This window comes from Pseudomonas citronellolis (assembly GCF_001586155.1).
Classification (GTDB): domain Bacteria; phylum Pseudomonadota; class Gammaproteobacteria; order Pseudomonadales; family Pseudomonadaceae; genus Pseudomonas; species Pseudomonas citronellolis.
On sequence record NZ_CP014158.1, the window covers coordinates 2,235,837 to 2,261,091 of the forward strand.

The window sequence follows — 25,255 nt, forward strand, 5'->3', positions numbered from 1 at the left end:
GAAGGCCTGGTTTCAGCCGGCGATCCCTGTGCTAGCCGGCTGACGCCGAAACACCAACGCACTCCGAACGGTCCTCTCCCGGAGGGAGAGGGAGCCAGTCCGTGCCGAAAGAAGGCCTGGTTTCAGCCGGCGATCCCTGTGCTTGCCGGCTGACGCCGAAACACCAATGCACGCCGAACGGTCCTCTCCCGAGGGAAGGAGCTAGTCCGTGCCGAGAGAAGGCCTGGTTTCAGCCGGCGATCCCTGTGCTAGCCGGCTAACGCCGAAACATCCATGTACTCCGAACGGTCCTCTCCTGGAGGGAGAGGGAGCTAGTCCGTGCCGAAAGGAGACCTGGTTTCAGCCGGCGATCCCTGTGCTAGCCGGCTAACGCCGAAACACCAACGCACGCCGAACGGTCCCCTCTCCCTCCGGGAGAGGGTTAGGGTGAGGGGGCCGCAGGCCTGCTCGCTCGATTCCGTGCCCCTATGCGCTCCGTGAGGCACGGCGTTTCCCCGCACCTGTAGGAGCGGGCCCTGCCCGCGAAATCGCGCGCAGGGCGCGCTCCTACAAGGGAATGGCGCGGGTGTGGCGGCGTAGGATCTCATCCGCGAACCGCGCCGATACCTCCGGCTATCGCGGACAAGGTCCGCTCCTACGGGGGATGTACGCCGTGCCTCGACCGACGGCGTCTTTCTATTCAGGCCGGCGCCTGGGCGATGCGTGCGCGAATCTTCTCGACGACCCGCTGTTCACCCTCGAGAAGCGCTTGCAGGGCAGGGCGCTGCAGCATGCGCTGGAAGTGCGCGGCCAGACGCGGCCAGCGCCCGGCATCCAATACTTCCCCACCATGGCGCATGTTCACCAGTTGGCTGGCCACGGCGATGTCCGCCAGGCTGAAGCGGTCGTCGACGAAATACTCGGCTTCGCCCAGGCAGCCTTCCAGGTAGTCGAAGTGCGGCGGCAGTTTCTCCTGCAGCGCAGCTTCCACCGCCGCCTCGTCGCACGGCTTGCCCAGCAGCGGCTTGAGCAGGCGGTTGCGGAACACGGTGAAGGTGGCCAGGGGCGCCACTTCGTAGTCGGCGTATTTTTCCAGCCAGCTGATCCGCGCGCGGGCCAGGGCGTTGCCGCCGCACAGGGGCGTGGCCTGGGGATCGCGGTCGTCCAGGTAGTGGCAGATGACGCTGGAGTCGGCCAGGGTGACGTCGCCGTCGCGCAGGGCAGGGATGCGTCGCAGCGGGTTGAGGTCGGCGTACCAGTCCGGCTGGTTGAACGGGTCGACGTTCTCCAACTGGTAGTCCAGGCCCTTCTCCGCCAGGCACAGGCGGACCTTGCGGACGAAGGGGGATAGGGCGGCGCCGTAGAGGGTCAGGCTCATGCGGGTCTCCTCAGTCGTAGAGATTCTTCTTCTTCCAGATGTCGTCTTCGTCCAGCGCCTTCAGGCCTTCGGTCAGCTCGGTGTTTTCCTCGGCGGAGGGCTTGCTGCTTTCCAGGACCAGGGCGTTGGCGCGTTCGAGCTGTTGTTCCAGTTGCTTCAGCTGGGCCTGGTAGCGGCCGAGGTCGGCCTGCTTCTGCAGGTACTGCACGCCGCGCTCGAAGGCCAGGCGGGCCTGGCGGGGCTGGCCCTGCTGCAGCGCCTGCTGGCCGATGTTGGTGAAGAACTCTATATGCAGCTGGGTGAGCAGGTGGCGGATTTCCTTCAGCCAGCGCTGGGCGTCGTTGCGCGACAACAGGCCGTCCTGGGCGAAGCGGTTGATCTGGGCGTGCAGGCCCTCGAAAAGGAAGCGGACTTCCTTGGCCTTGGCTTCGGTGAGGATCAACTGCGGGGCGTTGCGCACTTCCATGGCGCTGCCCTGGCTTACCAGACGGTTGAGTTCGGCGACGCGCTCGGCGACCTGGGGCGTCTTTTCCAGCTTGAGCAGGCGTTCGCCCAGGGCGAGTTCGAAACGGCTGAGCAGCAGCTTGAGGTCCGCGGAGATGAACTGGCCGGGCAGGCTCTCGGCGATGGCGCCGCAGCGGCGGAAGCGATCCTGCAGGTCGGCTTTCTCCCGGGCCTTCTCCAGCTTGCGGTTTTCCAGCTGCTGGTTGATGAAGACGATGGCGATCAGAATGACGATGCCGGCGACGACCAGGGCGGTGATGACGAGTGGCGACACCTTGGAAACTCCCTGAAGGATTTTTCCCGAGTGTAATGGCTCGCTGACACCGGTCATAGCGGCGGCGCAAAATTTGACCAGAAGTCTTTGATTTAAAAAAATTTTTCCGGAAGGGTTGACGCCCCTCCAAAGGCTCCATAGAATGCGCGCCACTTCGACGCGAAAGCCGAAAGGCAGAGCGAAGAAGCCGGAAAGAATGTTGTAAGTTCCGGGCCGCGTCCCCTTCGTCTAGTGGCCTAGGACACCGCCCTTTCACGGCGGTAACAGGGGTTCGAGTCCCCTAGGGGACGCCATTGCGGGAATAGCTCAGTTGGTAGAGCACGACCTTGCCAAGGTCGGGGTCGCGAGTTCGAGTCTCGTTTCCCGCTCCAAATTCTCGGTCATCGCTCCGGCGGTGAACGGAAAGCGAAATGGCGTTACCCTCCGGCCGAAAGCTGGAGGTTGCAACAAGTCGATGCGGGAATAGCTCAGTTGGTAGAGCACGACCTTGCCAAGGTCGGGGTCGCGAGTTCGAGTCTCGTTTCCCGCTCCAATCCGGATCGCCTTCGCGGTGATCCACACAAAAAGGCTGCCTCAGGGCAGCCTTTTTGCGTTTCCGTCCCCTCGCTTATCCGCAGGCGCCGGCTCGCTGCCCCGCGTTTCCCGCTCCAGCGCCTGGCGCAGGCTGGGCATGGCCGGTTGCGCGAGGTCGTCCAGGCGCCAGGCTCCCCCGCGCCTGACCAGGCGCAGCAGCACGCCGCGGCGCCACTGCTCGTGCACCAGGATCACCCTGGCCGTGGCCCGGCCCTCGCCGGCCAGGCTGACGTGCAGTTGCTCCAGCTCCAGGCCTGGTGAACGCCGGCAGACGCAGAGCGGGTCGTTCTCCAGCAGCCCCGCGCCTTCGTGGCGGGCTGCGCGGTAGGCCTTCAGCGCCCGCGCCAGCGCCGGGCTCAGCCAGCGCCGGGCGCGCGCCTCGCCGATATCGCCGGACAGCGCCCCGGGGCCTTCGTCGCCGTACAGCCGGCGCACGAAGCTTTCCACCTCGACCTTCGCCGTCCGCTGCCCGCCCTGGCTCTGTCCCTGGCTGCTGGGCGCCAGACTCGCCAGCAGCACCAGCAGCAGGGCGAGGATGCTGCCCGAGCGCAGCCGCAGCCCTCCATGGCTGGTGGTCATCGGTGGAAGGTGCGGCATGGGGAGGTCCTGCGATAGCGCCTTGGCGAAGTGTTCCGGCCAGCTTGGCAAGGCTTGCCCGGCCGGTGGAATAAGGCGCAGGCGCGGGCGCCGGTGAGACGTTTCCTCGCCCCCGGGCAATGCCGGCGCCGGGCAGCGAGTTCGGATTGCCCTTATTGGGTCCGCCGGGGGGATTTGCTGTGAGAGCGACGGCTTCCCCGGCGCCCCCATCATCTATCCACCGGGGCCCCGCTCGCCGGCGCACCGGCAGCGGCGCGGCCACGGGCGAGCCAGTAGTACAGCAGGCCGCTGGTTGACATGCCGACGAAGAACGAGAAGTTCGCCAGCATGCTCAGGGCAGGGAGGGTAACGCAGAGAATGCCGAGCGACGCTGCCGGCACCAGTGCCTTGAGCGCAATGGGGTTGACGCCCCCGCAGTACCAGTAGCGCCCCCCGGGAGCGTTGCTGAACAGGTCGGCGACATCGATCTTTCGATGCTGGACCAGCCTGTAGTCGACGATCAGAATCCCGTACAGCGGGCCAATGAAAGCCGCCAGCATGTCGATGGTGTAGTGGATGATCGCCGGCGAGTCGTACAGGTTCCAGGGCGTCAGGAGCGCCGAGGCGACGGCGGCTATCAGGCCTGCGCCACGCCAACTGATTCGATCCGGCGCGACGTTGGAGACATCGAAGGCGGCGGAGACGAAGTTGGCCACGATGTTCACCCCCACTGTCGCCGTGACGAAGGTGAATGCCAGCAGTACCACCATGGTGGTGTTGTCGATCAGGCCGATGGTTTCCATCGGGTCTTCGATCATCCGGCCGAAGACCGCCGGGGTGCCCGAGATGATCACGACCGAGATCAGCGAAAACACCGTGAAGTTGACCGGCAGCCCCCAGAAGTTGCCGCGCCGCACATCCTTCATCGACCGGCAATAGCGCGAGAAGTCTCCGAAGTTCAGCGTCGGCCCGGCGAAGTAGGCCACGATGAGCGAGGTGCCCACCAGGGCCTGCCCCAGTGTCTCGAGGGGCGTCAGGGTCTTTTCGGACAGGGACAGGCTGATCTCGCTCCAGCCCGCCTGGTAGACGATCCAGCCCATCAGCATGAACATCACCAGGTAGACGGCGGGCCCCGCCCAGTCCATGAACACCTTGATGGCATCCATCTTCATCAGGAACAGGGCGGTCTGCAGCGCCCACATGCTCAGGAAGCCGATCCAGCCCAGGTAGGACAGGTTCAGGAAGCTGTGCTCGGTCAGCACCGCCAGCCCGGGGAAGACGCGCAGCAGGATGATGCTCAACGCCACAGATGCCAGGTAGGTCTGGATGCCGTACCAGACGATGGCGATGATGCCGCGGATCAGCGCGGGGATATTGGCCCCGTAGACGCCGAAGGAAAGCCGCGCGATCACCGGGAAGGGCACGCCGCTCTTCTGGCTGGGTTCGGCTATCAGGTTGGCGAGCAGCATGACGATGCATATTCCGCCCACCAGCACCAGGAAGATTTGCCAGGACTGCAGGCCCAGCGTGAACAGGGTGCCGGCGAAAACGTAGCCGCCCACGCTGTGCACGTCGGACATCCAGAAGGCGAAGATGTTGTACCAGTTCCAGGTCTGCTTCGTCGGCAACAGGTCCTCGTTGGCCAGGGAGGTGTCCGTGTCGCTCGGCGGCCGGGATGGATCGGAATCGGGCGAGTGTGCGCGGTGCTGCGAGTCGTGCTGGGTCATTGCGGCACTACCTCCATGCTGGGGCGAGCGAGCACCCCGTATGCTTGTGTGGCCCAGTCTATGGCTCTTGCCGGTCCATCCACCTGTCGCTCGCTGACAAGCGCCTGGCTTTGGACGCCAATCATGGTGACGCCCGCTAGACGGTCACGCACAGCATTCGCTGGCGGAATTGCTGCGGGCTGCAGCCGAACCAGCGGTGGCAGGCGCGGTTGAAGTTGCTGGGGTCGGAAAAGCCCAGCAGGAAGCTGATCTCGGTGACGCTGGTCTCGCTGTGCGCCAGCAGGTCGTAGGCCATTTCCTTGCGGCCGTTGTCCACCAGTTGCTTGTAGCAGCAGCCGGCATCGTCGAGCCGACGCTGCAACGTCCTGGGCGACAGGTTCATGACCCGTGCCACCTGGCACAGGGGCGGCTCGCCCGCGGAAAGCATGCGTTGAATGTGGGCGCGCACCCGGTTGAACACGTCGTTCTCGCGAAAGTGCGACAGGTAGCCGTTGATCAGCTCTTCATTGACCTGGACCAGTTGGGGATTGCCGCCGGCATAGGGCTCGATCACGTTCTCGTAGTGGAAGGTGATGGAGTCGCACTCCGCGCCCAGGCATACCTCCGTTCCGAAGTACGCATCCAGGGCCCGGGCCTGCGGTCCGGCCGCCATGACCGAGGTGACCCCCAGCGGCACCACCGGATGCTGGGCGAGGGAACAGGCCTGGCGGCTGATGAAGGCCAGCATCGCCAGGCTGAGCGGGCGCTGGCGTATGTCGTCCTCGTCGGTGTGCAGTATCACCCGCGTGCGCCGGCGCTCGTGCTGCAGCTCGATGCTCAATGAGGTGCAGACGAGCCTGCTGTAGTTCGCGAACAGTTCCAGCAACTGGGCCAGCGAGCCGCTGGCCATCAGGGCCAGCCCCAGGGAATGGAGCGCGGGAGCCTGCACCTCCTTGCCTACCCGCAGGCCAAGCAATGGGTCTGCGCTGGCGCGGATGGCGAGGCGCCAGAACCACTTGACCGCCTCTCCGTCATAGCGCGCCGCGGGGACGTTCAGCAGCCGGACCTCCAGCCCGGCCGCCTCCATCAGCGCGATCGGGTCCACGTCGTATCCCCTGAGCGTCTGACAGACCGATCGAACCAGGCTGGAAAGCACCGAGGTTCTGACGCCAAGGCGACCCCCGTCGCCTGGTTTCCTCTCGTTGGTGACTGCTGCTTCTGACATTTGTCACATGCCCCTGTACATGGGAAAGGGCATCCCGGGCGCCTCAGGCCGCTGCGTAGGTCGCACCCGAGGCTTGCGTCGAAATACGCGTGCCGGCCTGCCCGGCGATGATCCGTTCGATGTCCTGCAGCGCGCCGATGACCGCCGGGCATCCCGTGGCGCGGGCGAAGTCCACCGCTGCCTGCACCTTGGGCCCCATCGAGCCCGCGGCGAATTTGAACTGCAGGATCGAGTCGGGGTCGGCAGCGCTGATCCGTCGCCGCGTGGGTTTGTCCCAATCGACGTAGACACCATCGACATCGGTGGCTATGACCAGCAGATCGGCCTGGACCGACTGCGCCAGGAGCGCCGTGGCCAGGTCCTTGTCGATCACCGCTTCGGCTCCGCACAGCATGCCTTGGGCGTCATAGTAGGCCGGAATGCCCCCTCCGCCCGCGCAGATCACGATGCAACCATGCTCAATGAGCAGTTTCAGCGGGGTCAGACCGAATATTCTTACAGGGCGCGGGCTGGGGACCACGCGCCGGTAGTGGCCGTTGTCGCGGGCCATCGTCCAGCCCTTCTCGGCGGCGATCCATTCGGCCTCTTCCCGCTCGTACACCGGGCCGACCGGCTTGCTGGGGCGCTGGAAGGCCGGGTCTTCGGGCGCCACCTCGGTTTGCGTCAGTATGGTCGCCAGCGAGGCGCTCCTGGGCACGAAGTTGGCCAGCTCCTGCTGGATCATGTAGCCGATCATGCCCACCGATTCGGCCCCCAGCACGTCCAGCGGGTACATGGGGACGTCCTTGTAGGCGTTGCTTTGCAGCGCCATCAGGCCGACCTGCGGGCCGTTGCCGTGGGTGACGATCAACTGGTTGCCCTCATAGGCCCTGGCGATCTGCTCGCAGGCCGCGCGGACGTTCTGCCGCTGGTTCTCCGAGGTCATCGGTTCGCCGCGCTTGAGCAGGGCGTTGCCGCCCAGTGCGATCACGATTCTCATGTCTTGCCCCCTGTGTTCAGTATTTGCAGACACGCATCGGTTCGCCGATGGGCTCGCCCTGGATGCCCGTGTCGGCCTGGTACACCAGATGGCCGCGCACCAGCGTGTGAGTGATGCGGCAACCGATCCGCATGCCCTCGTAGGCGCTCATGCGGTTCTTGTAGTGCAACTGCGCAGCCGTGACGGTATAGCTCTGGCAGGGGTCGAGAATGGCGATGTCGGCATCCTTGCCCAGGGCGATTTCCCCTTTCGCCGGCAGGCGGAAGCGCCGTGCCGGTTCGGTCGCCAGCGCGTTCATCAGGATCGTCGGGCTGATGCTGCGTTTCAGAACGGCCGCGTCGAACATCGCATCCACGCTGTTCTGGCAACCGCTGATGCCTCCCCAGGCATCGAAGGCGTTGGGCGATGCCTTGAGCTGCGGCGTACAAGGCGAATGGTCCGAACCCAGGATGGCGATCCGCCCTTGCTCCAGCAGTTGCCACAGGCGCGCCTGGTTCGCGCGGTCGCGAATGGGCGGGGAGCATTTCGCGCGGGGGCCTATGGCGTCCAGGTCCTCGGTGGCCAGCAGGAAATAGTGCGGGCAGGACTCGCAGGACGCATCGACGCCCTCCGCCTGTGCCTGCAGCACGGCCTCGATGGCCTCCGGGCAACTGCAATGGGCGATGTGCACACGGCAGCCGGTTTCCCTGGCCAGCAACAGTACCCGCTGCACGGCCTCCACCTCGGTGAACACCGGCCGCGTCGCGACATAGTCGGACACCAGTGTCTTGCCCTGCGCCCTGGCCTGCTGGCCGAGCCCGTCGGTAATGGCCGCGTTCTCGCAGTGGACCACCAGCAGGTCACCGGTACGCGCCAGTGTCTGCATGCCGAGGTAGAGCTGGTAATCGTCGACGTTCCTGAAGTCGCCCGGCTCGTCCGAGCCGCAGGTGGCGACGAAGCACTTGTAGGCCGCGACGCCGGCCGCGGACAGCGGCTCGAGGTCGGCCAGGTTCCAGGGCACCAGCCCGGCCATCGCTGCGTAGTCGACGTAGCATTGGCCGCGAGCCGCGGCCAGCTTGATCTCCAGGGCGGCGAGGTCGGTGGTGGCGGGGAGGGTGTTGAGCGGCATTTCCACGAAGGAGGTCGTGCCTCCCGCCGCCATGGCCCGGGTACCGGTGCGGTAGCCTTCCCATTCGGTGCGCCCGGGTTCGGAAATGTGCATATGCACATCGACCATGCCCGGCAGCACGTAGCTGCCCTGGGCGTCGATCGTCCGCGCCGCCTCGCCCAGTTCGGTGCCTATGGCGGCGATCCGCCCGTCGTGCAGGCCCAGGTCGAGCCGTTTCACCTCGTCCCGGAGCACCACCAGTCCATTCTTGATCAGGGTGTCGAACATGCTCGGATCTCCCTACAGACCTAGCGAGAGGCTTTGCATCAGATACAGCGCTGCGCTGGCGATCGCGCCCAGCATCAGCATCAGGGGCGTATAGAACCGCAGCCATTTGCCGTACTCGATACGGGCGATGCTCAGCGTCGCCACGAAGAACCCGGAGGTGGGGAAGAATACGTCGGTGAGCTGGCCGCCCCAGGCATTGGCCGAAACCACCGCCTGCTGCGAGATATCGAGCAGCGAGGCCAGCGGGGAAATGATCGGCATGGTCAGCACGGTGAGCGCCGTCGCGCTGGGGATCAGGAAGTTGAAGAGCGACTGCTCCCAGAAGATGGCGATCGCACTCAGTTCCGGAGGGACCGAGCGCATCATGTTCTCCAGCCAGTACACCAGCGTATCGGTGATGACGCCCTGGTCCATGACGACCGCGATGGCGCTGGCCACGCCGCACAGCAGGGCCGCCACCATCATGTCGCGCATGCCGGCATTGAGGTCGTCGCAGATCTGCTGCGGCCGCTTGCCCGCCACCGCCGCAGTGATCACGCCTATGCACAGGAACAGGCCGCCGATGGCTTCGAAGCCGAGGTTCTGCGTCAGGATCAGGGCGATGGCGATCGGGAACATCGCCAGGCAGGCGATCCCGGCCAGCTTCTGGCGGGCGCTGAAGGTCAGCTTTCGATCCTCGCCTTCTTCCTCGGCGATCTTCGCGCGGATTTCCCGGTCGGACTCGAGGCTCAGGCTGGATGCGGGGTCGCGTTTGACCCGCGCGGCATAGCGCATCACATAGGCGATGCCGACCAGCAGGACGACCAGCAGCACAAGGGCCCGGAAGGCGGAACCGGAAAACATCGGCAGCTGTGCGATCTGCTGGCCGACGCCGATGGAGCTGGGAATGGTCAGCCCGAAGGTGAAGCCCAGGCAGGGGCCGAGCAGGGCCACGGCCGTCGCCGTCATGCCGTCGTAGCCGAGCCGATAGAACAGCGGCAGCAGCACCGGCAGGTAGGCCAGCGACAGCTCCGGGGTGCCGATGAAGGCCGCCAGGCTGGTGAAAATGCCGATCAGGATCGGGATCACCATGAAGCCTTTGTCGCCGACGGCCCTGTTCAACTGCAGCACGCCCATGTCGATCAGGCCCGCGCGTTTGATCAGGCCCATGCACCCGCCCATCATGAAGGTCAGGAACACGACCCCGGCACCGCGCTTGAGGCCGTTGGGGATCGCCGATACCAGGTCCATGACGCCCACCGGCTGCTGCTCGATCCGATGGTAGGTGCCGGCGATCACCAGCGTCTGCTGGCCCCGTGAGGTTTCCACGGTCTGCCTTTCGTACTGCCCGGCCGGGATCACGTAGGTGAGCGCGGCCACGGCCAGGATGAACAGCACCAGCACGATGTAGATGTCCGGCATGCGGAACTTCGGGCGTCCCCCGTCTATGGGGGGCGGGGCATGGGGCGTCATCATCAGTTCACTCCCACGACTGCGCACAGCAGCGCCATGCGGATGGCGACGGAGAAGCCGATGGCGCGGAAGTACAACTGGTGCTCGGTGTTGTCGATGGCGAAGTCGAACTCGCCGGGATTGCGCGGCAGTGAGTGGTGTACGCCAACCACCTTGCCGGTCTTCTGGCGGATCTCCTGCAGCATTTCCATGCTCAGGTAGTACTTGGCCATGGTCTTGACGAAGTCTTCGCGGTTCGGATCGTCCTTCTTGACCGAGCAGCCGGGCAGATAGATCAGGTCTACGTCCCTCTCGATGTACAGCTCCTTGTTCTGGCTTTCGCTCAGGTCGAAGTGCTCCTCGAATTGCGCGCCCATGCGCACCAGCTTGTCGCGTACCACTGCGGGAGTGCGCAGTTCGCTGGTGCCGGTGTAGATGATCTTGGCGCCCATCGCCGCCAGCGCCAGGGCGAACGACTGCCCGGAGCGGGCCCGCGACAGGTCGGGCGTGGCGATGGCCACCGTCACGCGGCTGAGGTCGCCGAAGGCGCGCCAGCAGGTGTAGCAGTCGAGCAGGCCCTGCGTGGGGTGGGTCACGTGCCCATAGCCGCCGGAGATCACCGGCGACGCATGGCCCTCCAGCTCGGCCAGCGTCTCCAGCGCTTCGCGGTCATCGGGATGGCGCATGACGATCACGTCGGCATATTCCGAGGTCACCCGCAGGCTGTCGTACAGGCTTTCGTTCTTGGCGGCCGATGAGTTGTGCAGCGGATCCGACTCGGTGATGACGCTGCCGCCCAGGCGCAACATCGCATCCTCGTGGCTGCAGCGCGTGCGGGTCGATGGCTGGAAGAACAGGGTATAGAGCACCTTGCCCCGCAGCAGGTCCAGCCCGGTGCGCATGAAGGGCTCCAACTGCCGCGCAGCCTGGAAGAGAGCGCCGAGCTGGTCGCTGCTGAAGTCATCCAGGAAGGTGATGTTCCGGCCTCGCATTTGCGTGGCGGCGAGGTGGTCGCGGATATCCAGTGTCTTGAAGTTCTGATCGAGTGCCATGAGATGCTCCTACTGTGTCGTTGCGGATTCGTAGGGAAGCCGGGCGGCCTCGTTGGCGGGACTGGTGGCGTCCGGCGCTGGATTGCTCAAACCTCGACGTCGCGGTGGCAATCCTTGGAGTAGATGTAGGTGAACGGCTCGCGTCCGACGCCGTAGGCGGCCTGCTTGCAGTACGGGCCGAACCAGATGAAGTCGTCCTTCTGGATCAGGTACCAGTCCTCGTCCAGCAGGTAGCAGCCCTGGCCCTCGTAGACGTAGGCGCCGTGCTCCTGGACGTGGGTCTCGATGATGTTGTGGCTGGCGCCCGGGTCGAAGCTGAGGATGTGCATGTTCATGTCGAAGCACGGCTCGACGGGCAGCAGGTCCTTGATATGGACGTTCGCCATGCCCTCGTAGTCGGTCCAGGCGATGTCGTTGGCATTGGCGAACACCGCGTATGGGCACGAGCCGGCCGGGTGGGGGATGAAACGCTGCTTGTAGAGCAGGATGCGGCCGGGCTGGCCGTTGGCATTCTCGAAAGCGATGCCCGTTCCCGGTGGCGCGTAGGCGTATCCGCCCTGGCGCAGGGTGGTGCTGTCGTCGCCCACGCGAACCTTCAGCTGCGCCTCGCCGTCGAGCAGATAGAGGAAGGCTTCCTCGTGGGGTAGCCCGCCGTAGGCCTGGGTGGTGCGAGCCTGCGGGCCCAGCGTGCCGATCAACTGCACGAAGCTCGCACCTACCTTGGGCGTGGCCAGCAGCGTCATGCAGCAGTCGACGATGCCGGGGATGCTGTTTATGACGCGCCCGTCCGGCGAGATGACGGCGTAGTTGCCGTGCTTGACGACGGAGCGGTTCTTCAATAGTCCCTCGGGATACCCTCGCATGACGCATTCTCCTTTTCCGGTGGTGCGCGGTTCGATTGGTGCGTTGCGGAAAAGGTACGGCGCGGGGTTTTCGGCGGGGATAGCCGGGCATGACAACGACCTGTCTTTTGATGCCAAAAGCGCGGCGGCTCCATTTTTCGCCCTTTTCAGGGCCCCCGCTGCGTGCATTCGGATTGTCCCTATAGGCCCTGTCCGGGGCCTTTGTTGAGATGGCGCCTCCCGCAGGAAGGGCGCGCGCCATGGCCCGCCTTTCTCCGCCAGGCGGAGCGACAGCGCGCTCCGTCCCATGGTGTGCGCGGGTTGGCCGTTCATCTGTGGACTATTTCGATCATGCAAAACGATTTCGTAGGGCCGCTTCTAGAGGAAGTCTGCCGCCGCTTCGACATGGCGCCGGAAAACGCCGGGAAGCTCCTGGGCCTGCTGGCTCACCTGGTGCTCGACGAGCAGCGCGGCGGCTGGGCCGGTTTCGTCCAGCACCTGCGCCGGCAGGGACTGGGCGCCTGGCTGCAGGGTGGCCCCCCTGCGCAGGCGCCCGATCGCGTCCAGCTGGAGCAGGTGTTCGACGCCAGCACGCTGGGCCGCTTCGCCCGGCACCTGGGGCTGTCCGACGAGGGGCTGGAAGAGGCGGTCGCCGCCTGCCTGCCGGAGCTGCTGGCCGGACTCGACGCCGCCGGTGGCTCGGCGCAGGCCGGAGCCGAGGGGCTGACTGTGCTGATGGCCGACACCGCCGAATTGTTGCCGGCGCTGCGGCCGGAGGCGATCGGCGAGCCGGCCGGGCCGCGACCGGAGGCGAAGCGTGGGCTGGCGCCCTGGCTGGGCGCGCTGCTGGTGCTGTCGCTGCTCACCATGGTGCTGTCGTTCCGCCATTGCTCGTCCACGCCCGTGGCCCAGGCGCGGGTGGCGGCAGCCGTGGAGGTGGCTCCGCAGCCCGAGGCCAGCCCGGTGCTGGAGGCGCCGCGCTTCATGCTCGAACTGCGCGAGGGCAAGGTGCGCATCAATGGCCAGCTCACCAGCATCGACGAGCGCGCGGCGCTGCTGGGGCGGCTGAAGGAGGTCTTCGGCGCGGAGCGCCTGCGGGGCGACATCCTGGTCAAGCGGCAAACCAGCCCCGCGGCCTGGCTCGACGGCCTGCTGGAGCTGCTGCCGGAACTGAAGGTCGAGGGGCTCAAGCTGGGCTTCAACGGCGAGCGCATCCGCATGGATTCCACCGCGCTGAGCCAGGGGCAGCGCATCGAGCTGTCGCAGAAATTGCGCGAGACCTTCGGCGGCTTCGAATTCCTGGGGCTGTGGAACCGCACCCTGGCCGCCCTCAACGGCCTGCCGCCGGGCTCCGGCGCCCGGCAACTGGCCGATGCCCTGACCCAGTTGGGGATTCGCTTCGACAACCGCTCGAGCACCATCAGCCGCGACAGCGACGAAGTGCTGGCCGAAGCCGCCGAAGCCATCCGCCAGGCGCCGCCGGGCACTCTCGTGGAAGTGGGCGGACACACCGACGACAGCGACGATTCGCAAAGCAGCCAGCAGGCCTCCCGCGTTCGGGCCGAGGCCGTGGTGGCGCGCCTGGTGGAACTGGGCGTGGCACCCGACCGCCTGCAGGCCAAGGGCTACGGGCGCAGCCAGCCGCTCTTCAGCAACGCCACCGAGGCGGGCAGGGCGCGCAACCAGCGTATCGAGTTCAGTGTGCTGGAGTGAGCCGGGCCTCGCCGTAGCGCGCCTGGCTCAGCGCACGGCGCGCAGGGCCTGGCCCTGGGGCTGCCGGAGCAGGCCGAACAGGTCCTTCGGGTCCTGCGGCCGCGGCACCAGCTCGATGTCGCGGCCGATGCCGCGTTCGCGCGCGGCGTCGTGCAGCCAGCGCAGGGCGGAGAAGTCTTCCAGGGCGAAGCCCACCGAGTCGAACACGGTGATCTGCTCGGCGTTCTGCCGGCCCTCGGCGGCGCCGGCGAGGATGCGCTGGAACTCGATCACCGGGAAGTCCGCCGGCATCTGCTGGATGTCGCCTTCGATGCGGGTCTGCGGTTCGAACTCGACTATCACCCGCGCGCGCTCCAGCACTTCGGCCTGCAGCTCGGTCTTGCCCGGGCAGTCGCCGCCCACGGCGTTGATGTGCATGCCCGGTTCGAGCATGTCGGCAGTGAGGATGGTGGCGTTGGTCTTGTCGGCGGTGACCGTGGTGACGATATCGGCGCCGCGCACCGCTTCACGCACCGAGTCCGCCACCACCAGCTTCAGGCCGGGGAGGCCGGCGAGGTTGCGCTGCAGCTTGGCGGTGGCCGCCGGGTCGATGTCGAACAGGCGGATTTCCTCGATGCCCAGCAGCTCGTGGAAGGCGATGGCCTGGAACTCGCTCTGCGCGCCGTTGCCGATCAGCGCCATGCGGCGGGCGTCGGGGCGGGCCAGGCAGCCGGCGAACAGCGCCGAGGTGGCGGCGGTGCGCACGGCGGTGGTCAGCGTCAGTTCGCCGAGCAGCAGCGGGTAGCCGGTGTCCACCGTGGCCAGCACGCCGAAGGCCATCACCGTGGGCAGGTCGACGCGGTGGTTCTTCGGGTGGCCGTTGACGTACTTGAAGGCATACAGCTTGCCGTCGTCGGCGGGCATCAGTTCGATCACGCCGAGGGCGGAGTGGTTGGCGACGCGGGCGCACTTGGTGAATTCATCCCAGCGTCGGTAGTCGGCCTCGATGTAGCCGGCCATGGCACGGATGGCCGCGCCCGGGCCGATTTCGCCGAGCAGTCGGCCAACGTCCTGCACATCCAGATAACGGGTCATGCTGCCATCCTCCTGAGTGGGAGCGCCGCGCGTTCATCGGGCGCCTGGGGTCAGTCTATGCCGCTGGCCGGGAATAACTGTGCTTTCTGACTGCATGGGCTAGGCTTCTGCGCAATGACAGACTCAGGATGAGAGAAATGAAGAAAAGAAATTCCAGCGTGGCCGACCTGGATGCCACCGACCTGGCGATGCTGCGCCTGTTGCAGGACGACGCCAGCCTGTCCAACGCCGAACTGAGCGAGCGCCTGGCGCTGAGCGTCACGCCCTGCTGGCGGCGGCGCAAGCGCCTGGAGGAGGAGGGCTACATCCGCGACTACCAGGCCAACCTCGACCGCCGGCGTCTGGGCCTGGATATCCTGGCCTTCGTCCACGTGCGCTTCGCCGCCCACTCCGACGACGCCTCGGACCGCTTCGAGGCGACCGTGCGCGACCTGCCGGAGGTGCTGGCCTGCCACAAGATCACCGGCGATGCGGACTTCCTTCTGCAGGTGCTGGAGAAGGACCTGGATGCCTACGCGGAGTTCGTCGAGAAGGTGCTGCGCAAGCAGCCGGGCATCGCGTCGATCCAGTCGACCCTGGCGCTGCGGGAGATCAAGGATTGCCACCGGATACGGGTGCCGGAGGAGGGGTAGGGCGGCCTGGCGGCCGGATCGCGGACGCAGTCCTCCTACGGTTCCAGGAAGCACGGCTTTTCGTAGGATGGCGTTGAGCGAAGCGATACCCATCGCCGCAACAGCATGGGTTTCGCAAGCTCAACCCATCCTACGAAGAGCACCTCGGCGCAAGACAGTTGCTCCTACGATCGTGCTTCCCTGCCAATGCCCAGGCCAACCCCGGAGCCGCCGGGGATCGAGGCCAAACGGCGGATAACGCCGTAGGCGTTATGCGCCCTACGCGGTGTCCCCGTATCCGCGATTGCGTCGGCTCAATGCTTGGCCGAGTCTTCCGGCAACGCCAGCAAAGCCTTTTCCTTGTTCCAGTCGAAAGGCTCGCCGTTTTCCTCGGCGGCGAAGCGGCGTTCGTCCAGTTGCTGGTACAGGTCGATCTCTTCGTCGGGCATGAAGTGCAGGCAGTCGCCGCCGAAGAACCACAGCAGGTCGCGCGGCACCAGGTGGGCGATCTGCGGGTAGCGGTGGAAGGTCTGGGAAATCAGGTCCTGGCCCAGGTACTGGGCGCCCACCGGGTCGCGCGGCAGTTCCTGCAGCAGTTCGTCGAAGCGTTCGAGGAACAGGCCATGGTTCTCCTCCGGGACCTGCTCGGCTTCGCCCAGGGCGCCGAGGATCATGCGCAGGTGCTGCAGCAGGGCGAGGTGGTGGTCAAGGTAGGCGCTGGCCATGGTGGGGTCCTCTGCGGAAACGGCTGAAACGGGGGCGGAGTATATAGGGTTTCGCCGCCCCCAGCCGCGCGGCGGGGTTCAACGCAGCGGCCGAGATTGCGTCTGCCGGCGCTGGTTGTCGATCATCCGCCGCTGCATGTCGAGCTGCTGCTGTTGCTGCTGCAGGCGGAACTGCTGCAGGTCGGTGCGCTGGCGCTCGATGGTCTGGTCCTGCAGGCGCTGTTGCTGGCGCTGGCGCTCCAGGGCCTGCTGCTGGTCCTTGAGCTGTTGCTGCTTGAGCTGCAGGCGCTGGTCTTCGTATTGCAGGCGCTGGTCCTGCTGCTGCACGCGGCGTTGTTCGGCCTGACGCTGCAGGCTGTCGATCTGCTGCTGTTGCGCGTCCAGGTCGACCAGCGGCGCCGGTGGCGGGCTGTTGCGGCTCGGGTAGAGCCAGGAATCGGCCTGCGCCGTGGTTGCCAGGGCCAGGCCGACGAGGAGGATGGGCAGGATGCGCATGGGCGTTCTCCCGGTTGCCTTTGCCTGCCAGTGTGCACCCATCCGCCTGCACTGGCAGCCCCCGGGGCGAAAACGCCAAGGGCGCCGTGTCGGCGCCCTTGGCGTACTGCTCCCTTCATGGGGTAGGGAAGGGTTCTGGGTGGTCAGACCTTGCCGGGCTGGCCGAGTTCCTCCTTGGCGAAGTCGTCGACGTCGATCACCTGGCGCCGGGCCTTCTCCGCGGCGTGCAACTGCTGGCTCTGGTCTTCGTCCAGCACCCGCGCGGCTACCGCAGCGTCGATCGGCGACTGGCCGGGCGCCGGGCGCACCTTGCCTTCCTTGAGCGCCTTGTGCAGCTGTTTCTGCAGGGGCGCGACTTCACGCAGGGCGGTGAGGGCGCGCTCCAGGTCAGCCAGCGGGTCGTCTTGCGCCGTGGGCAGGAAGGCGCCGTAGAGGATCGCCTGCAGCGCCGGGTCGTCCAGCGGGCGGCCGAGGATGCCGGCGATCTCCGCGTCCAGCGCATCGCTCGGGCCCTTGTGGCGGCGGCCCAGGGGAAACACCAGGAGCTTGAGCAGGCAGCCGACGCAGCGGTTGGGGAAGTTCTCCAGCAGGGCGGCCAGGGCTTCCTCGGCCTTCGCCAGGTTCTCCTCCAGGGCCCAGCGCAGCAGCGGTTGCAGGTGCTCGGCGTGGTTCAGGTCGTGGTAGCGCTTGAGCGCCGCCGAGGCCAGGTAGAGGTGGCTGAGGGCATCGCCCAGGCGCGCCGAGAGGCGTTCCTTGCGCTTCAGTTCGCCGCCCAGCAGCATCATGCTGAAGTCGGCGAGCATGGCGAAGCTGGCCGCCAGGCGGTTCACCGCGCGGAAGTAGGGGCGCGTCAGGCGGTCACCGGGCACGTGGTCGAAGCGGCCGAAGCCCAGGCCCAGCAGCAGGCTGCTGGCGGCGTTGCTCACCGCGAAGCCGATGTGCCGCAGCAGCAGGCGGTCGAACTCGTGGGCGGCGTGGGCCTGGTCTTCCTGCTGGGCCAGGGCCATTTCCTTGAGCACGAAGGGATGGCAGCGGATGGCGCCCTGGCCGAAGATCATCAGGTTGCGCGAGAGGATGTTGGCGCCTTCCACGGTGATGAAGATCGGCGCCGTCTGCCAGGCGCGGCCCAGGTAGTTGCGCGGGCCGAGGATGATGCCCTTGCCGCCGTGGATGTCCATGGCGTGGCTGATGCATTCGCGGCCGCGCTCGGTGAGGTGGTACTTGAGTATGGCCGAGAGCACCGAGGGCTTCTCGCCCAGGTCCACCGCGTGGGCGGTGAGGATGCGCGCGCAGTCCATCATCCAGGCGTTGCCGCCGATGCGCCCGAGGGCTTCCTGAATGCCCTCGAAGGCGCCGATGGGCACGTTGAACTGCTCGCGGATCTGCGCGTAGCGCCCGCTGCTGTAGCTGCAGCCCTTGGCCGCGCTGGTGCCCACCGCCGGCAGGGAGATGGAGCGGCCCACCGACAGGCAGTTCATCAGCATCATCCAGCCTTTGCCGATCATCGCCTGGCCGCCAATGATGCAGTCCAGCGGCAGGAACACGTCCTTGCCCGAGTTCGGCCCGTTCATGAAGGCCGCGCCCAGGGGCACGTGGCGCCGGCCGATCTCCACTCCGGGAGTGTCGGTGGGCACCAGGGCCAGGGTGATGCCCAGGTCTTCCTCGCCGCCCAGCAGGTGCTCCGGGTCGTGGCACTTGAAGGCCAGGCCGAGCAGGGTGGCCACCGGGCCCAGGGTGATGTAGCGCTTCTCCCAGGTCAGGCGCAGGCCGAGCACTTCCTCGCCCTGCCACTGGCCCTTGCAGACGATGCCGATGTCGGTCATGCCGCCGGCGTCGGAGCCGGCCTGCGGGCTGGTCAGGCCGAAGCAGGGGATTTCCTCGCCGCGCGCCAGGCCCGGCAGGTAGCGCTGGCGCTGCTCGTCGGTGCCGTAGTGCAGCAGCAGCTCGGCCGGGCCCAGGGAGTTGGGCACCATCACGGTGGAGGCCAGGTCGCCGCTGCGGCTGGCCAGCTTCATCACCACCTGGGAGTGGGCGAAGGCGGAGAAACCCTTGCCGCCGTATTCCCTGGGGATGATCAGGCCGAAGAAGCCCTGTTCCTTGATGAAGGCCCAGGCTTCCTCCGGCAGGTCCATGCGCCGGGAAATGTCCCAGTCGTTGACCATGGCGCAGAGCTGCTCGGTGGGGCCGTCGATGAAGGCCTGTTCCTCCTCGGTGAGCTGCGGCGCAGGGGCGCCCAGCAGCTTGCTCCAGTCCGGGCGGCCGCTGAACAGGTCGCCGTCCCACCACACGGTGCCGGCCTCTATGGCCTCGCGCTCGGTGTCGGACATCGGCGGCAGCACCTGCTTGAACCAGGCGTACAACGGGCCGCTGAACAGCTTGCGGCGCAGGTCGGGCAGGGCCAGGGCGGCGGCCACCGCCAGCCAGGGCAGCCAGAGCAGGATCATCCAGCCGTGGGCGTGGCTGAACAGGCCCATGAAGATGAGATAGACGGCGACTATGCCCAGCGCCGGGGCCGGCGCCACGCGCCGGTGGGCCAGCCAGGCGACGCCGAGCACGAGAACGATCAACCAGAGCAACGACATGCACTTTCCTCCATGACGAACGACGGGGCGATCCCTCACAGCTTAGCCGGGTGTTGGCGCCTTCCTCGGCGAGCTTGGCCGGATCGTCCTCCACGGTGCGCGGACGGGCTGTTTAGACTGGCCGGAACCGTGAAGGAGATTCCCCCATGCAGGCTTACCTCGAACCCGGCCGCTACCTGGATAGTGACCACCCCGCGGTGATCGAGTTCGCCCAACGGCACCGTGGCGCCTCGCCGCAGCTGCGCGAGCAGGCGGTGGCGCTGTACTACGCGGTGCGCGACGGCATCCGCTACAACCCCTATGTGTTCAGCCTCGATGCGCAGACGCTCAAGGCCAGCCACGCGCTGCAGGCCGGGCAGTCCTACTGCGTGCCCAAGGCCGCGCTGCTGGCGGCCTGCGCCCGGCATTGCGGCATCCCCGCGCGCATCGGCCTGGCCGACGTGAAGAACCACCTGGCCAGCGGGCGCATGGTGGAGATGCTGCGCAGCGAGGTGTTCGCCATGCACGGCTACACCGAGCTGTTCCTCGACGGCCGCTGGGTCAAGGCCACGCCGGCCTTCAACCGCGAGCTGTGCGAGGCCTTCGGCGTGCTGCCGCTGGAATTCGACGGGCGCCAGGACAGCGTCTTCCACGAATTCGACCAGGGCGGCCGGCGGCACATGGAGTACCTGTGCGACCACGGCCAGTTCGCCGACGTCCCCGAGGACCTGTTCTTCGGCCACCTGCGCGCCTGCTACCCGCACCTGTTCGACGCCGGCCCCACGCCGCTGTCCGGCGACATGCAGGCCGAAGCGCCGAAGCATGAAGGCAATCGATAGTCATCATCAGTCCGCACGCCTTTCTTCTTGCCGCGCCGACCGGTAGGGTGCTTGGATTCACCGGCCGACCTGCCCTGGTCGCGCCCACCCTCCGAACAAGAAGAGAGCGAACGCCATGCTGAAGATCTGGGGCCGCAAGAATTCGTCCAACGTGCGCAAGGCGCTGTGGTGCGCCGAGGAGGCCGCGGTGGCCTACCAGCGCATCGACGCCGGCGGCGCCTTCGGCGTGGTGAACGAGCCGGCCTACCGCGCGCTCAACCCCAACGGCGTGGTGCCCACCCTGGAGGATGGTGACTTCGTGCTCTGGGAATCCAACGCCATCGTCCGCTACCTGGCAGCGAAGTACGCGCCCGACAGCCTCTACCCGCAGGACCTGCAGCAGCGCGCCAGCGCCGAGAAGTGGATGGACTGGACCACCTCGACCTTCGCCGGGCCCTTCCGCACGGTGTTCTGGGGTACCCTGCGCACCCCGCCGGAGCAGCGTGACGAAGCGGCCATCGCCGCCGGCATCGAGGCCTGCGTGACGGCCCTGGCGGTGCCCGAGCAGGCCCTGGGGCGCCAGCCATACTTGTCCGGCGAACGCTTCGGCATGGGCGACATCCCCCTGGGCAGCTTCATCTACGCCTGGTTCGAGATGCCCATCCAGCGTCCGCCGATGCCGCACCTGGAGGCCTGGTATGCCCGCCTGCGCGAGCGCCCGGCCTACCGCAGCGCGGTGATGAGCGAGCTGACCTGAACCGCCCGCGGCGCCGGTGAAGGTTGCAATTGCCGGCGCCGGCCCTTATCTAGCTGTTCCATTTTCATGCGCCGCCCAGCCACGGGAAATTCCATGAGTTCCGCGCTTACCCTCCGTCAACTGACGAAAACCTACGGCAACGGTTTCCAGGCCCTCAAGGGCATCGACCTGGACGTCGCCGAGGGCGATTTCTTCGCCTTGCTCGGCCCCAACGGCGCCGGCAAGTCCACCACCATCGGCATCCTTTCCACCCTGGTGAACAAGACCAGCGGCACGGTCACGGTGTTCGGCCACGACCTCGACCGCGAGCCGCTGAAGGTCAAGCGCTGCCTGGGCGTGGTGCCCCAGGAGTTCAACTTCAACCAGTTCGAGAAGGTCTTCGACATCGTCGTGACCCAGGCCGGCTACTACGGCATCCCGGCGAAAATCGCCAAGGAGCGCGCCGAGAAGTACCTCAACCAGCTGGGCCTGTGGGACAAGCGCAACTCGGCCTCGCGCGAGCTTTCCGGCGGCATGAAGCGCCGGCTGATGATCGCCCGCGCGCTGATCCACGAGCCGCGCCTGCTGATCCTCGACGAGCCCACCGCCGGGGTGGACATCGAGCTGCGCCGCTCGATGTGGAACTTCCTCACCGAACTGAACCAGCAGGGCATCAGCATCATCCTCACCACCCACTACCTGGAGGAGGCCGAGCAGCTCTGCCGCAACATCGCGATCATCGACCACGGCACCATCGTCGAGAACACCAGCATGCGCAAGCTGCTGACCCAGCTGCACGTGGAGACCTTCGTGCTCGACCTCAAGGGCGCCGTGGCCCAGCTCCCGCAACTGCCCGGCTACCCGGCGCGGCTGCTGGACGACCACACCCTGGAGGTGCAGGTGGACAAGGCCGCCGGCATCAACGGCCTGTTCGCCCTGCTGAACGGACAGGGCATCGAGGTGCTGAGCCTGCGCAACAAGACCAACCGTCTGGAGGAGCTGTTCGTGTCGCTGGTCGAGAAGAACCTGTCGAGGGTGGCGGTATGAGCGAGCTGCGCGCCAACTGGGTGGCCCTGAACACCATCGTCTACCGCGAAGTCCGCCGCTTTACCCGAATCTGGCCACAGACCCTGCTGCCCCCGGCGATCACCATGGTTCTGTACTTCGTCATCTTCGGCAACCTGATCGGCCGGCAGATCGGCGGCATGGGCGGCTTCAGCTACATGCAGTACATAGTGCCGGGGCTGATCATGATGTCGGTGATCACCAACGCCTACGGCAACGTGGTGTCGAGCTTCTTCGGCAGCAAGTTCCAGCGCTCCATCGAGGAGCTGCTGGTGTCGCCGGTGTCGCCGCACACCATCCTTCTCGGCTACACCGTGGGCGGCGTGTTGCGCGGGCTGGCGGTGGGCGTCATCGTCACGGCGCTGTCGCTGTTCTTCACCAAGCTGCAGGTGCACCACCTGGGCATCACCGTGCTGGTGGTGGTGCTGACGGCCACCATCTTCTCCATGGGCGGCTTCGTCAACGCGGTGTACGCGCGCAACTTCGACGACATCTCGATCATCCCGACCTTCGTGCTGACGCCGCTGACCTACCTGGGCGGGGTGTTCTATTCCATCCACATGCTGCCGGAATTCTGGCAGACGGTATCGCTGGCCAACCCCATCCTGCACATGGTCAACGCCTTCCGCTACGGCATCCTCGGGGTGTCGGACATCCAGATCGGCACGGCGCTGATCTTCATGCTGGTGGCGACGGTGATCCTGTACTTCTTCTGCATCCGCCTGCTGGTGAGCGGGCGGGGGATGCGCCAGTAACGGCACGGTTTTGCGCTTGAACGAAGGCCCCGGTTTCGTGAGGAACCGGGGCCTTCTGTTTTTGCTCGCGAACCAATGGTTCAGGACAACGCCGAACGGCCCCCTCTCCCTTGAGGGCCGGGCGTGCAGCCGAGGGCTGGGGAGAGGGAGCGGCGTCAACCCAAGACGCCGATGTTGCCGGGTAGCCCCATCGCGGGCAGGGCCCGCTCCTACAGTTTGCTGTGAGGCACGGCATTCCCCTGTAGGAGCGGATTCATCCGCGATTGCGCCGGCAGGGCCGGCGATGGGTATCGCTTCGCTCAACCCATCCTACGAAGAGCGCCTTGCCGCGCTCCATCAGAACGCCACCTTCACCCCCGCCTCGATGCCGCGTCCCGCCGCCGGCACGCTATCGCGCAGGATCGAGCTGGCGTAGCGCACCGTCTGGTTGGTCAGGTTCTCGCCCTTGACGAAGGCCAGCCACTGGCTGCCGCCCATGTCGAACCTGTAGCCGACGCTGGCGCCCAGGGTGGTGTAGCCGTCGGTGGAGAGTTCTTCGTCCGGCACGCGGTGCTGGGAGGCGGCGTGTTCCACTTCCAGGCGCGCCTGCCATTGCTGCAGTTCCCAGATCAGCGCGCTGTTCAGGCGCAGCGGGGCGATGCGCGGCAGCGGCTGGCCGGTGTCGCGGTTCTTCGCCCGGGTGTAGTCGCCGGACAGCTCCAGGTCGAAGTTGCCGTAGGGGCTTTCCAGCAGGTGGATGCGGTCCTGCGCCTCGACGCCGTAGAACTCCGCGCGCACGCCGCTGTAGAGGTATTCCGGCAGGGCCTCGTCGCTGTCGGCGGCGACCACCTCGCCTTCCTCGTCGCGGTAGCGGCCGCTGGCGAGCAGGCCGATGTAGTTGGAGAAGCGGCTGTAGAACACGCCGACGCTGCCCTTGTGGATGCCGTTGTCGAAGCGCAGGGCCAGGTCGGTGGAGACCGCCTTTTCCTTGTCCGCATCGGCGTCGCCCACCTCGTAGGTGCCGGTGGCGGCGTGCGGGCCGTTGGCGTACAGCTCGTAGAAGGTTGGCGCGCGCTCGGTGTAGCTGAGGGTGGCGGCCAGCGCCCAGATCGGCGTCAGCTGGTACACCGCGCCGGAGGACAGGCTGCCGGCGGTGAAGCTGCGGCTGCCGTCGTTCTCGGCGAAGCGCTCGTTGTCCTTGGCGTCGGGGTCGACGCGGCTGTGTTCGACGCGGCCGCCGAAGCTCAGCGCCAGGCGCTCGCTGGCTTGCCAGTTCTCCAGGAAGAACAGCGCCGCGCTGTCGGTTTCGGTGTGCGGCACGAAGGCCTCTTCGCCCAGGGCCGAGAAGCGGCTGTTGGCCACCTGCGCGCCGACCACGCCCTGCAGCGGGCCCAGCGGCTTGTGGCGGGCCTCGATGCGCGCCTCGTAGCCGTCGTTCTTGAAGGTGGTGCCGGTCTCGCCGTCCTCGATCTCCTTGTGCTGGTACTCGGTGTAGGCGGCGTCCAGCTTCACCGAGCTGAACGGGCCTTCCAAGTCGCGGATCTCCGAGGCGAAGGCGTAGCGGTCCTGCTGCATCTTCAGGCGCACGTCGTCCTCGGCGGGGGAGCCGTAGTTGCCGTCGTAGCCGCTGTAGGAAAGCCCGGCGTAGCCGTGGTCCCAGTGGTAGCTGCCGCCGATGGCGCCGCTGTCCTGGCGGCCGTCGCTGTTCTCGACGCGGTGCCTGGAGTCGTCGCCGTCGATCGCGCGCTGGGCGCGGGAATGGGCGTAGCCGGGGATGCGCAGGTCGTTGAACTCGCGGGAGCCGGCGTCCAGGTGCAGGGCGAAGTTGCCGTCGCCGGCTTCCACCGCGCCGGCGGCGCTGCGGGTGGTGTCGGCGCCGCCGTAGCGCAGCTCGCCGCGGCCGTGGACGCCGTCCACCGCTTCGCTGGGGATGCGGTTGTCGAAGCTGTTGACCACCCCGCCGATGGCGTTGCCGCCGTAGAGCAGGGCGGCCGGGCCACGGACCACTTCGATGCGCTCGACCACGTTGGGGTCTTCCGGCACCGCGTGGTCGTAGGACAGCGACGAGGCATCCAGCGCGCCCACGCCGTTGCGCAGCAGGCGGATGCGGTCGCCGTCCATGCCGCGGATGATCGGCCGGCTGGCGCCGGGGCCGAACCAGGTGGAGGACACCCCCGGCAGGCCGTCGAGGGTCTCGCCCAGGCTGCCTTTCTGGCGCAGCGTCAGGTCGTCGCCCTGTAGCACGCTGCTGGGCGCGGCGGGTTGCACCTCGCCCAGCGGGTTGGCGGTGATCACCTGGGGCTGCAGCTCGGCAGGGCGGGTGTCGGCGAGCGCGGGAACGGCGAACAGCGCGAGGGTCAGCGGCGCGAGTGGCCAGCGGGGCAGGGGGCGGGACGTGGACATCGGGGGCTCCTTGGTTTTTTCGGGCAGAACGCGCCCCTCCCGTGGCGACTCGGGCTGTGCGAAGGCTCTAGGCAGGGGCTTGGCGGGTCGCTCGGTGGGGCGGCCTTGATTTATGTTGTTATAACATAACATTCCCTGTGGTTTGAAAATCAAGTGCTTTCAGATCAGAAAGTGCTAGCCGCTGGCTGCACAGGGCGGGCGTCCTGGAGTTTTTCGCAACAAGTCCAGAGCTTTTCGCAAGAATGCCGGGGCAGGGTGCCACTAGATTCCGCCATTCGCCCATCCGGGTTGCACCTTGAGTGCAACCGTTCGGCGATTCGGTGCAACAAGGGCTTTTCCTTGCGTTAGAATCCGCCGCCCGCGCGTGTCCCCGGACGTGCGCCGGGCAATGTGGCGACGGCTGCCCCGGGACGGTGAGGGGGCGCC

The 25,255-nt window shown here is 66.8% G+C and carries 21 protein-coding genes and 3 tRNA genes; 9 read left to right on the forward strand and 15 right to left on the reverse strand.

Annotated elements, in window-relative coordinates:
- Window positions 1-679: 679 nt before the first annotated feature.
- Both PcP3B5_RS10185 and PcP3B5_RS10190 read right to left on the reverse strand, forming a co-directional pair.
- The gene (locus PcP3B5_RS10185; RefSeq protein WP_058489000.1) at window positions 680-1,357 is read right to left on the reverse strand and encodes a glutathione S-transferase family protein; all 678 of its coding nucleotides are present in this window, start codon (window positions 1,355-1,357) and stop codon (window positions 680-682) included.
- Between the two features lie 10 nt (window positions 1,358-1,367).
- Entirely contained in the window at window positions 1,368-2,135 is a 768-nt protein-coding gene (locus tag PcP3B5_RS10190; RefSeq protein WP_009618909.1) for a hypothetical protein, read from the reverse strand.
- Window positions 2,136-2,352: 217 nt separating this feature from the next.
- Here PcP3B5_RS10190 and PcP3B5_RS10195 point away from each other — a divergent pair.
- The 3 genes from PcP3B5_RS10195 to PcP3B5_RS10205 all read left to right on the forward strand — a co-directional run bounded on the left by PcP3B5_RS10195 (window position 2,353) and on the right by PcP3B5_RS10205 (window position 2,667).
- Window positions 2,353-2,428 (forward strand) — tRNA-Glu (locus PcP3B5_RS10195).
- 2 nt (window positions 2,429-2,430) lie between these two features.
- Window positions 2,431-2,506, forward strand: a tRNA-Gly gene (locus tag PcP3B5_RS10200).
- Between the two features lie 85 nt (window positions 2,507-2,591).
- Window positions 2,592-2,667, forward strand: a tRNA-Gly gene (locus tag PcP3B5_RS10205).
- 41 nt (window positions 2,668-2,708) lie between these two features.
- Here PcP3B5_RS10205 and PcP3B5_RS10210 read toward each other — a convergent pair.
- The 8 genes from PcP3B5_RS10210 to allE form a co-directional block, all read right to left on the reverse strand.
- Complete coding sequence (locus PcP3B5_RS10210) at window positions 2,709-3,305, reverse strand: hypothetical protein (RefSeq protein ID WP_009618910.1); 597 nt, start codon at window positions 3,303-3,305, stop codon at window positions 2,709-2,711.
- A gap of 209 nt (window positions 3,306-3,514) precedes the next feature.
- On the reverse strand, window positions 3,515-5,011 hold the full coding sequence (locus tag PcP3B5_RS10215; protein ID WP_237143081.1) for an NCS1 family nucleobase:cation symporter-1: 1,497 nt from the start codon (window positions 5,009-5,011) through the stop codon (window positions 3,515-3,517).
- 136 nt (window positions 5,012-5,147) lie between these two features.
- The gene (locus tag PcP3B5_RS10220) at window positions 5,148-6,095 is read right to left on the reverse strand and encodes an AraC family transcriptional regulator (RefSeq protein WP_051878413.1); all 948 of its coding nucleotides are present in this window, start codon (window positions 6,093-6,095) and stop codon (window positions 5,148-5,150) included.
- 163 nt (window positions 6,096-6,258) lie between these two features.
- Window positions 6,259-7,194 (reverse strand): carbamate kinase, encoded by a 936-nt coding sequence (arcC, locus tag PcP3B5_RS10225; RefSeq protein WP_061561174.1) that lies wholly within the window; start codon window positions 7,192-7,194, stop codon window positions 6,259-6,261.
- A gap of 16 nt (window positions 7,195-7,210) precedes the next feature.
- Window positions 7,211-8,569: an allantoinase AllB gene (allB, locus tag PcP3B5_RS10230; protein WP_009618914.1), complete on the reverse strand. Its 1,359-nt coding sequence runs from the start codon at window positions 8,567-8,569 to the stop codon at window positions 7,211-7,213.
- 12 nt (window positions 8,570-8,581) lie between these two features.
- Window positions 8,582-9,970, reverse strand: a complete 1,389-nt coding sequence (locus tag PcP3B5_RS10235) for a YfcC family protein (RefSeq protein WP_202964461.1) — start codon at window positions 9,968-9,970, stop codon at window positions 8,582-8,584.
- Between the two features lie 53 nt (window positions 9,971-10,023).
- Window positions 10,024-11,052 (reverse strand): aspartate/ornithine carbamoyltransferase family protein, encoded by a 1,029-nt coding sequence (locus tag PcP3B5_RS10240; RefSeq protein ID WP_009618916.1) that lies wholly within the window; start codon window positions 11,050-11,052, stop codon window positions 10,024-10,026.
- Between the two features lie 86 nt (window positions 11,053-11,138).
- Window positions 11,139-11,915, reverse strand: coding sequence for a (S)-ureidoglycine aminohydrolase (gene allE, locus PcP3B5_RS10245; RefSeq protein ID WP_009618917.1), 777 nt, complete (start codon window positions 11,913-11,915; stop codon window positions 11,139-11,141).
- A gap of 330 nt (window positions 11,916-12,245) precedes the next feature.
- On the opposite strand from allE, the gene PcP3B5_RS10250 reads away from it, so the two are divergent.
- Complete coding sequence (locus PcP3B5_RS10250) at window positions 12,246-13,607, forward strand: OmpA family protein (protein WP_145923869.1); 1,362 nt, start codon at window positions 12,246-12,248, stop codon at window positions 13,605-13,607.
- Window positions 13,608-13,634: 27 nt separating this feature from the next.
- Here the strand turns inward: PcP3B5_RS10250 and PcP3B5_RS10255 are convergent, their stop codons facing one another.
- A complete protein-coding gene (locus PcP3B5_RS10255; RefSeq protein ID WP_061561176.1) occupies window positions 13,635-14,681 on the reverse strand; it encodes an ornithine cyclodeaminase in 1,047 nt (348 codons plus the stop codon).
- Window positions 14,682-14,818: 137 nt separating this feature from the next.
- Between PcP3B5_RS10255 and PcP3B5_RS10260 the strand changes: the two genes are divergently transcribed.
- A complete protein-coding gene (locus PcP3B5_RS10260; RefSeq protein ID WP_061561177.1) occupies window positions 14,819-15,313 on the forward strand; it encodes an Lrp/AsnC family transcriptional regulator in 495 nt (164 codons plus the stop codon).
- 293 nt (window positions 15,314-15,606) lie between these two features.
- On the opposite strand, the gene PcP3B5_RS10265 is transcribed toward PcP3B5_RS10260, so the two are convergent.
- The 3 genes from PcP3B5_RS10265 to PcP3B5_RS10275 form a co-directional block, all read right to left on the reverse strand.
- Window positions 15,607-16,017, reverse strand: a complete 411-nt coding sequence (locus tag PcP3B5_RS10265) for a PA2817 family protein (RefSeq protein ID WP_043267118.1) — start codon at window positions 16,015-16,017, stop codon at window positions 15,607-15,609.
- A 78-nt stretch (window positions 16,018-16,095) separates the two neighbouring features.
- Window positions 16,096-16,512, reverse strand: a complete 417-nt coding sequence (locus tag PcP3B5_RS10270; protein WP_043315061.1) for a PA2816 family glutamine-rich protein — start codon at window positions 16,510-16,512, stop codon at window positions 16,096-16,098.
- A 143-nt stretch (window positions 16,513-16,655) separates the two neighbouring features.
- The gene (locus PcP3B5_RS10275) at window positions 16,656-19,094 is read right to left on the reverse strand and encodes an acyl-CoA dehydrogenase (protein WP_061561178.1); all 2,439 of its coding nucleotides are present in this window, start codon (window positions 19,092-19,094) and stop codon (window positions 16,656-16,658) included.
- Window positions 19,095-19,240: 146 nt separating this feature from the next.
- Here PcP3B5_RS10275 and PcP3B5_RS10280 point away from each other — a divergent pair, with 146 nt between their 5' ends.
- From PcP3B5_RS10280 to PcP3B5_RS10295, 4 genes are all read left to right on the forward strand, one after another.
- Window positions 19,241-19,912, forward strand: coding sequence for a transglutaminase-like domain-containing protein (locus PcP3B5_RS10280; RefSeq protein ID WP_061561179.1), 672 nt, complete (start codon window positions 19,241-19,243; stop codon window positions 19,910-19,912).
- Window positions 19,913-20,027: 115 nt separating this feature from the next.
- Window positions 20,028-20,648, forward strand: coding sequence for a glutathione S-transferase family protein (locus PcP3B5_RS10285; protein WP_061561180.1), 621 nt, complete (start codon window positions 20,028-20,030; stop codon window positions 20,646-20,648).
- Between the two features lie 93 nt (window positions 20,649-20,741).
- Window positions 20,742-21,674, forward strand: coding sequence for an ABC transporter ATP-binding protein (locus tag PcP3B5_RS10290; protein ID WP_061561181.1), 933 nt, complete (start codon window positions 20,742-20,744; stop codon window positions 21,672-21,674).
- The gene (locus PcP3B5_RS10295; RefSeq protein WP_009618941.1) at window positions 21,671-22,447 is read left to right on the forward strand and encodes an ABC transporter permease; all 777 of its coding nucleotides are present in this window, start codon (window positions 21,671-21,673) and stop codon (window positions 22,445-22,447) included. Before PcP3B5_RS10290 ends, PcP3B5_RS10295 begins: the two co-directional genes overlap by 4 nt.
- A 336-nt stretch (window positions 22,448-22,783) precedes the next feature.
- Here PcP3B5_RS10295 and PcP3B5_RS10300 read toward each other — a convergent pair whose 3' ends face one another.
- Complete coding sequence (locus PcP3B5_RS10300) at window positions 22,784-24,829, reverse strand: TonB-dependent receptor (RefSeq protein ID WP_061561182.1); 2,046 nt, start codon at window positions 24,827-24,829, stop codon at window positions 22,784-22,786.
- Window positions 24,830-25,255: the final 426 nt, after the last annotated feature.

What these genes read in the sequence shown, in the direction of transcription:
- PcP3B5_RS10185 (WP_058489000.1), bottom strand. Translation starts at nt 1,357, where the DNA reads ATGAGCCTGACCCTCTACGGCGCCGCCCTATCCCCCTTCGTCCGCAAG.
- PcP3B5_RS10210 (WP_009618910.1), bottom strand. Translation starts at nt 3,305, where the DNA reads ATGCCGCACCTTCCACCGATGACCACCAGCCATGGAGGGCTGCGGCTG.
- PcP3B5_RS10215 (WP_237143081.1), bottom strand. Translation starts at nt 5,011, where the DNA reads ATGACCCAGCACGACTCGCAGCACCGCGCACACTCGCCCGATTCCGAT.
- arcC (WP_061561174.1), bottom strand. Translation starts at nt 7,194, where the DNA reads ATGAGAATCGTGATCGCACTGGGCGGCAACGCCCTGCTCAAGCGCGGC.
- allB (WP_009618914.1), bottom strand. Translation starts at nt 8,569, where the DNA reads ATGTTCGACACCCTGATCAAGAATGGACTGGTGGTGCTCCGGGACGAG.
- PcP3B5_RS10235 (WP_202964461.1), bottom strand. Translation starts at nt 9,970, where the DNA reads ATGCCGGACATCTACATCGTGCTGGTGCTGTTCATCCTGGCCGTGGCC.
- PcP3B5_RS10240 (WP_009618916.1), bottom strand. Translation starts at nt 11,052, where the DNA reads ATGGCACTCGATCAGAACTTCAAGACACTGGATATCCGCGACCACCTC.
- allE (WP_009618917.1), bottom strand. Translation starts at nt 11,915, where the DNA reads ATGCGAGGGTATCCCGAGGGACTATTGAAGAACCGCTCCGTCGTCAAG.
- PcP3B5_RS10250 (WP_145923869.1), top strand. Translation starts at nt 12,246, where the DNA reads ATGCAAAACGATTTCGTAGGGCCGCTTCTAGAGGAAGTCTGCCGCCGC.
- PcP3B5_RS10255 (WP_061561176.1), bottom strand. Translation starts at nt 14,681, where the DNA reads ATGACCCGTTATCTGGATGTGCAGGACGTTGGCCGACTGCTCGGCGAA.
- PcP3B5_RS10260 (WP_061561177.1), top strand. Translation starts at nt 14,819, where the DNA reads ATGAAGAAAAGAAATTCCAGCGTGGCCGACCTGGATGCCACCGACCTG.
- PcP3B5_RS10265 (WP_043267118.1), bottom strand. Translation starts at nt 16,017, where the DNA reads ATGGCCAGCGCCTACCTTGACCACCACCTCGCCCTGCTGCAGCACCTG.
- PcP3B5_RS10270 (WP_043315061.1), bottom strand. Translation starts at nt 16,512, where the DNA reads ATGCGCATCCTGCCCATCCTCCTCGTCGGCCTGGCCCTGGCAACCACG.
- PcP3B5_RS10275 (WP_061561178.1), bottom strand. Translation starts at nt 19,094, where the DNA reads ATGTCGTTGCTCTGGTTGATCGTTCTCGTGCTCGGCGTCGCCTGGCTG.
- PcP3B5_RS10280 (WP_061561179.1), top strand. Translation starts at nt 19,241, where the DNA reads ATGCAGGCTTACCTCGAACCCGGCCGCTACCTGGATAGTGACCACCCC.
- PcP3B5_RS10285 (WP_061561180.1), top strand. Translation starts at nt 20,028, where the DNA reads ATGCTGAAGATCTGGGGCCGCAAGAATTCGTCCAACGTGCGCAAGGCG.
- PcP3B5_RS10290 (WP_061561181.1), top strand. Translation starts at nt 20,742, where the DNA reads ATGAGTTCCGCGCTTACCCTCCGTCAACTGACGAAAACCTACGGCAAC.
- PcP3B5_RS10295 (WP_009618941.1), top strand. Translation starts at nt 21,671, where the DNA reads ATGAGCGAGCTGCGCGCCAACTGGGTGGCCCTGAACACCATCGTCTAC.
- PcP3B5_RS10300 (WP_061561182.1), bottom strand. Translation starts at nt 24,829, where the DNA reads ATGTCCACGTCCCGCCCCCTGCCCCGCTGGCCACTCGCGCCGCTGACC.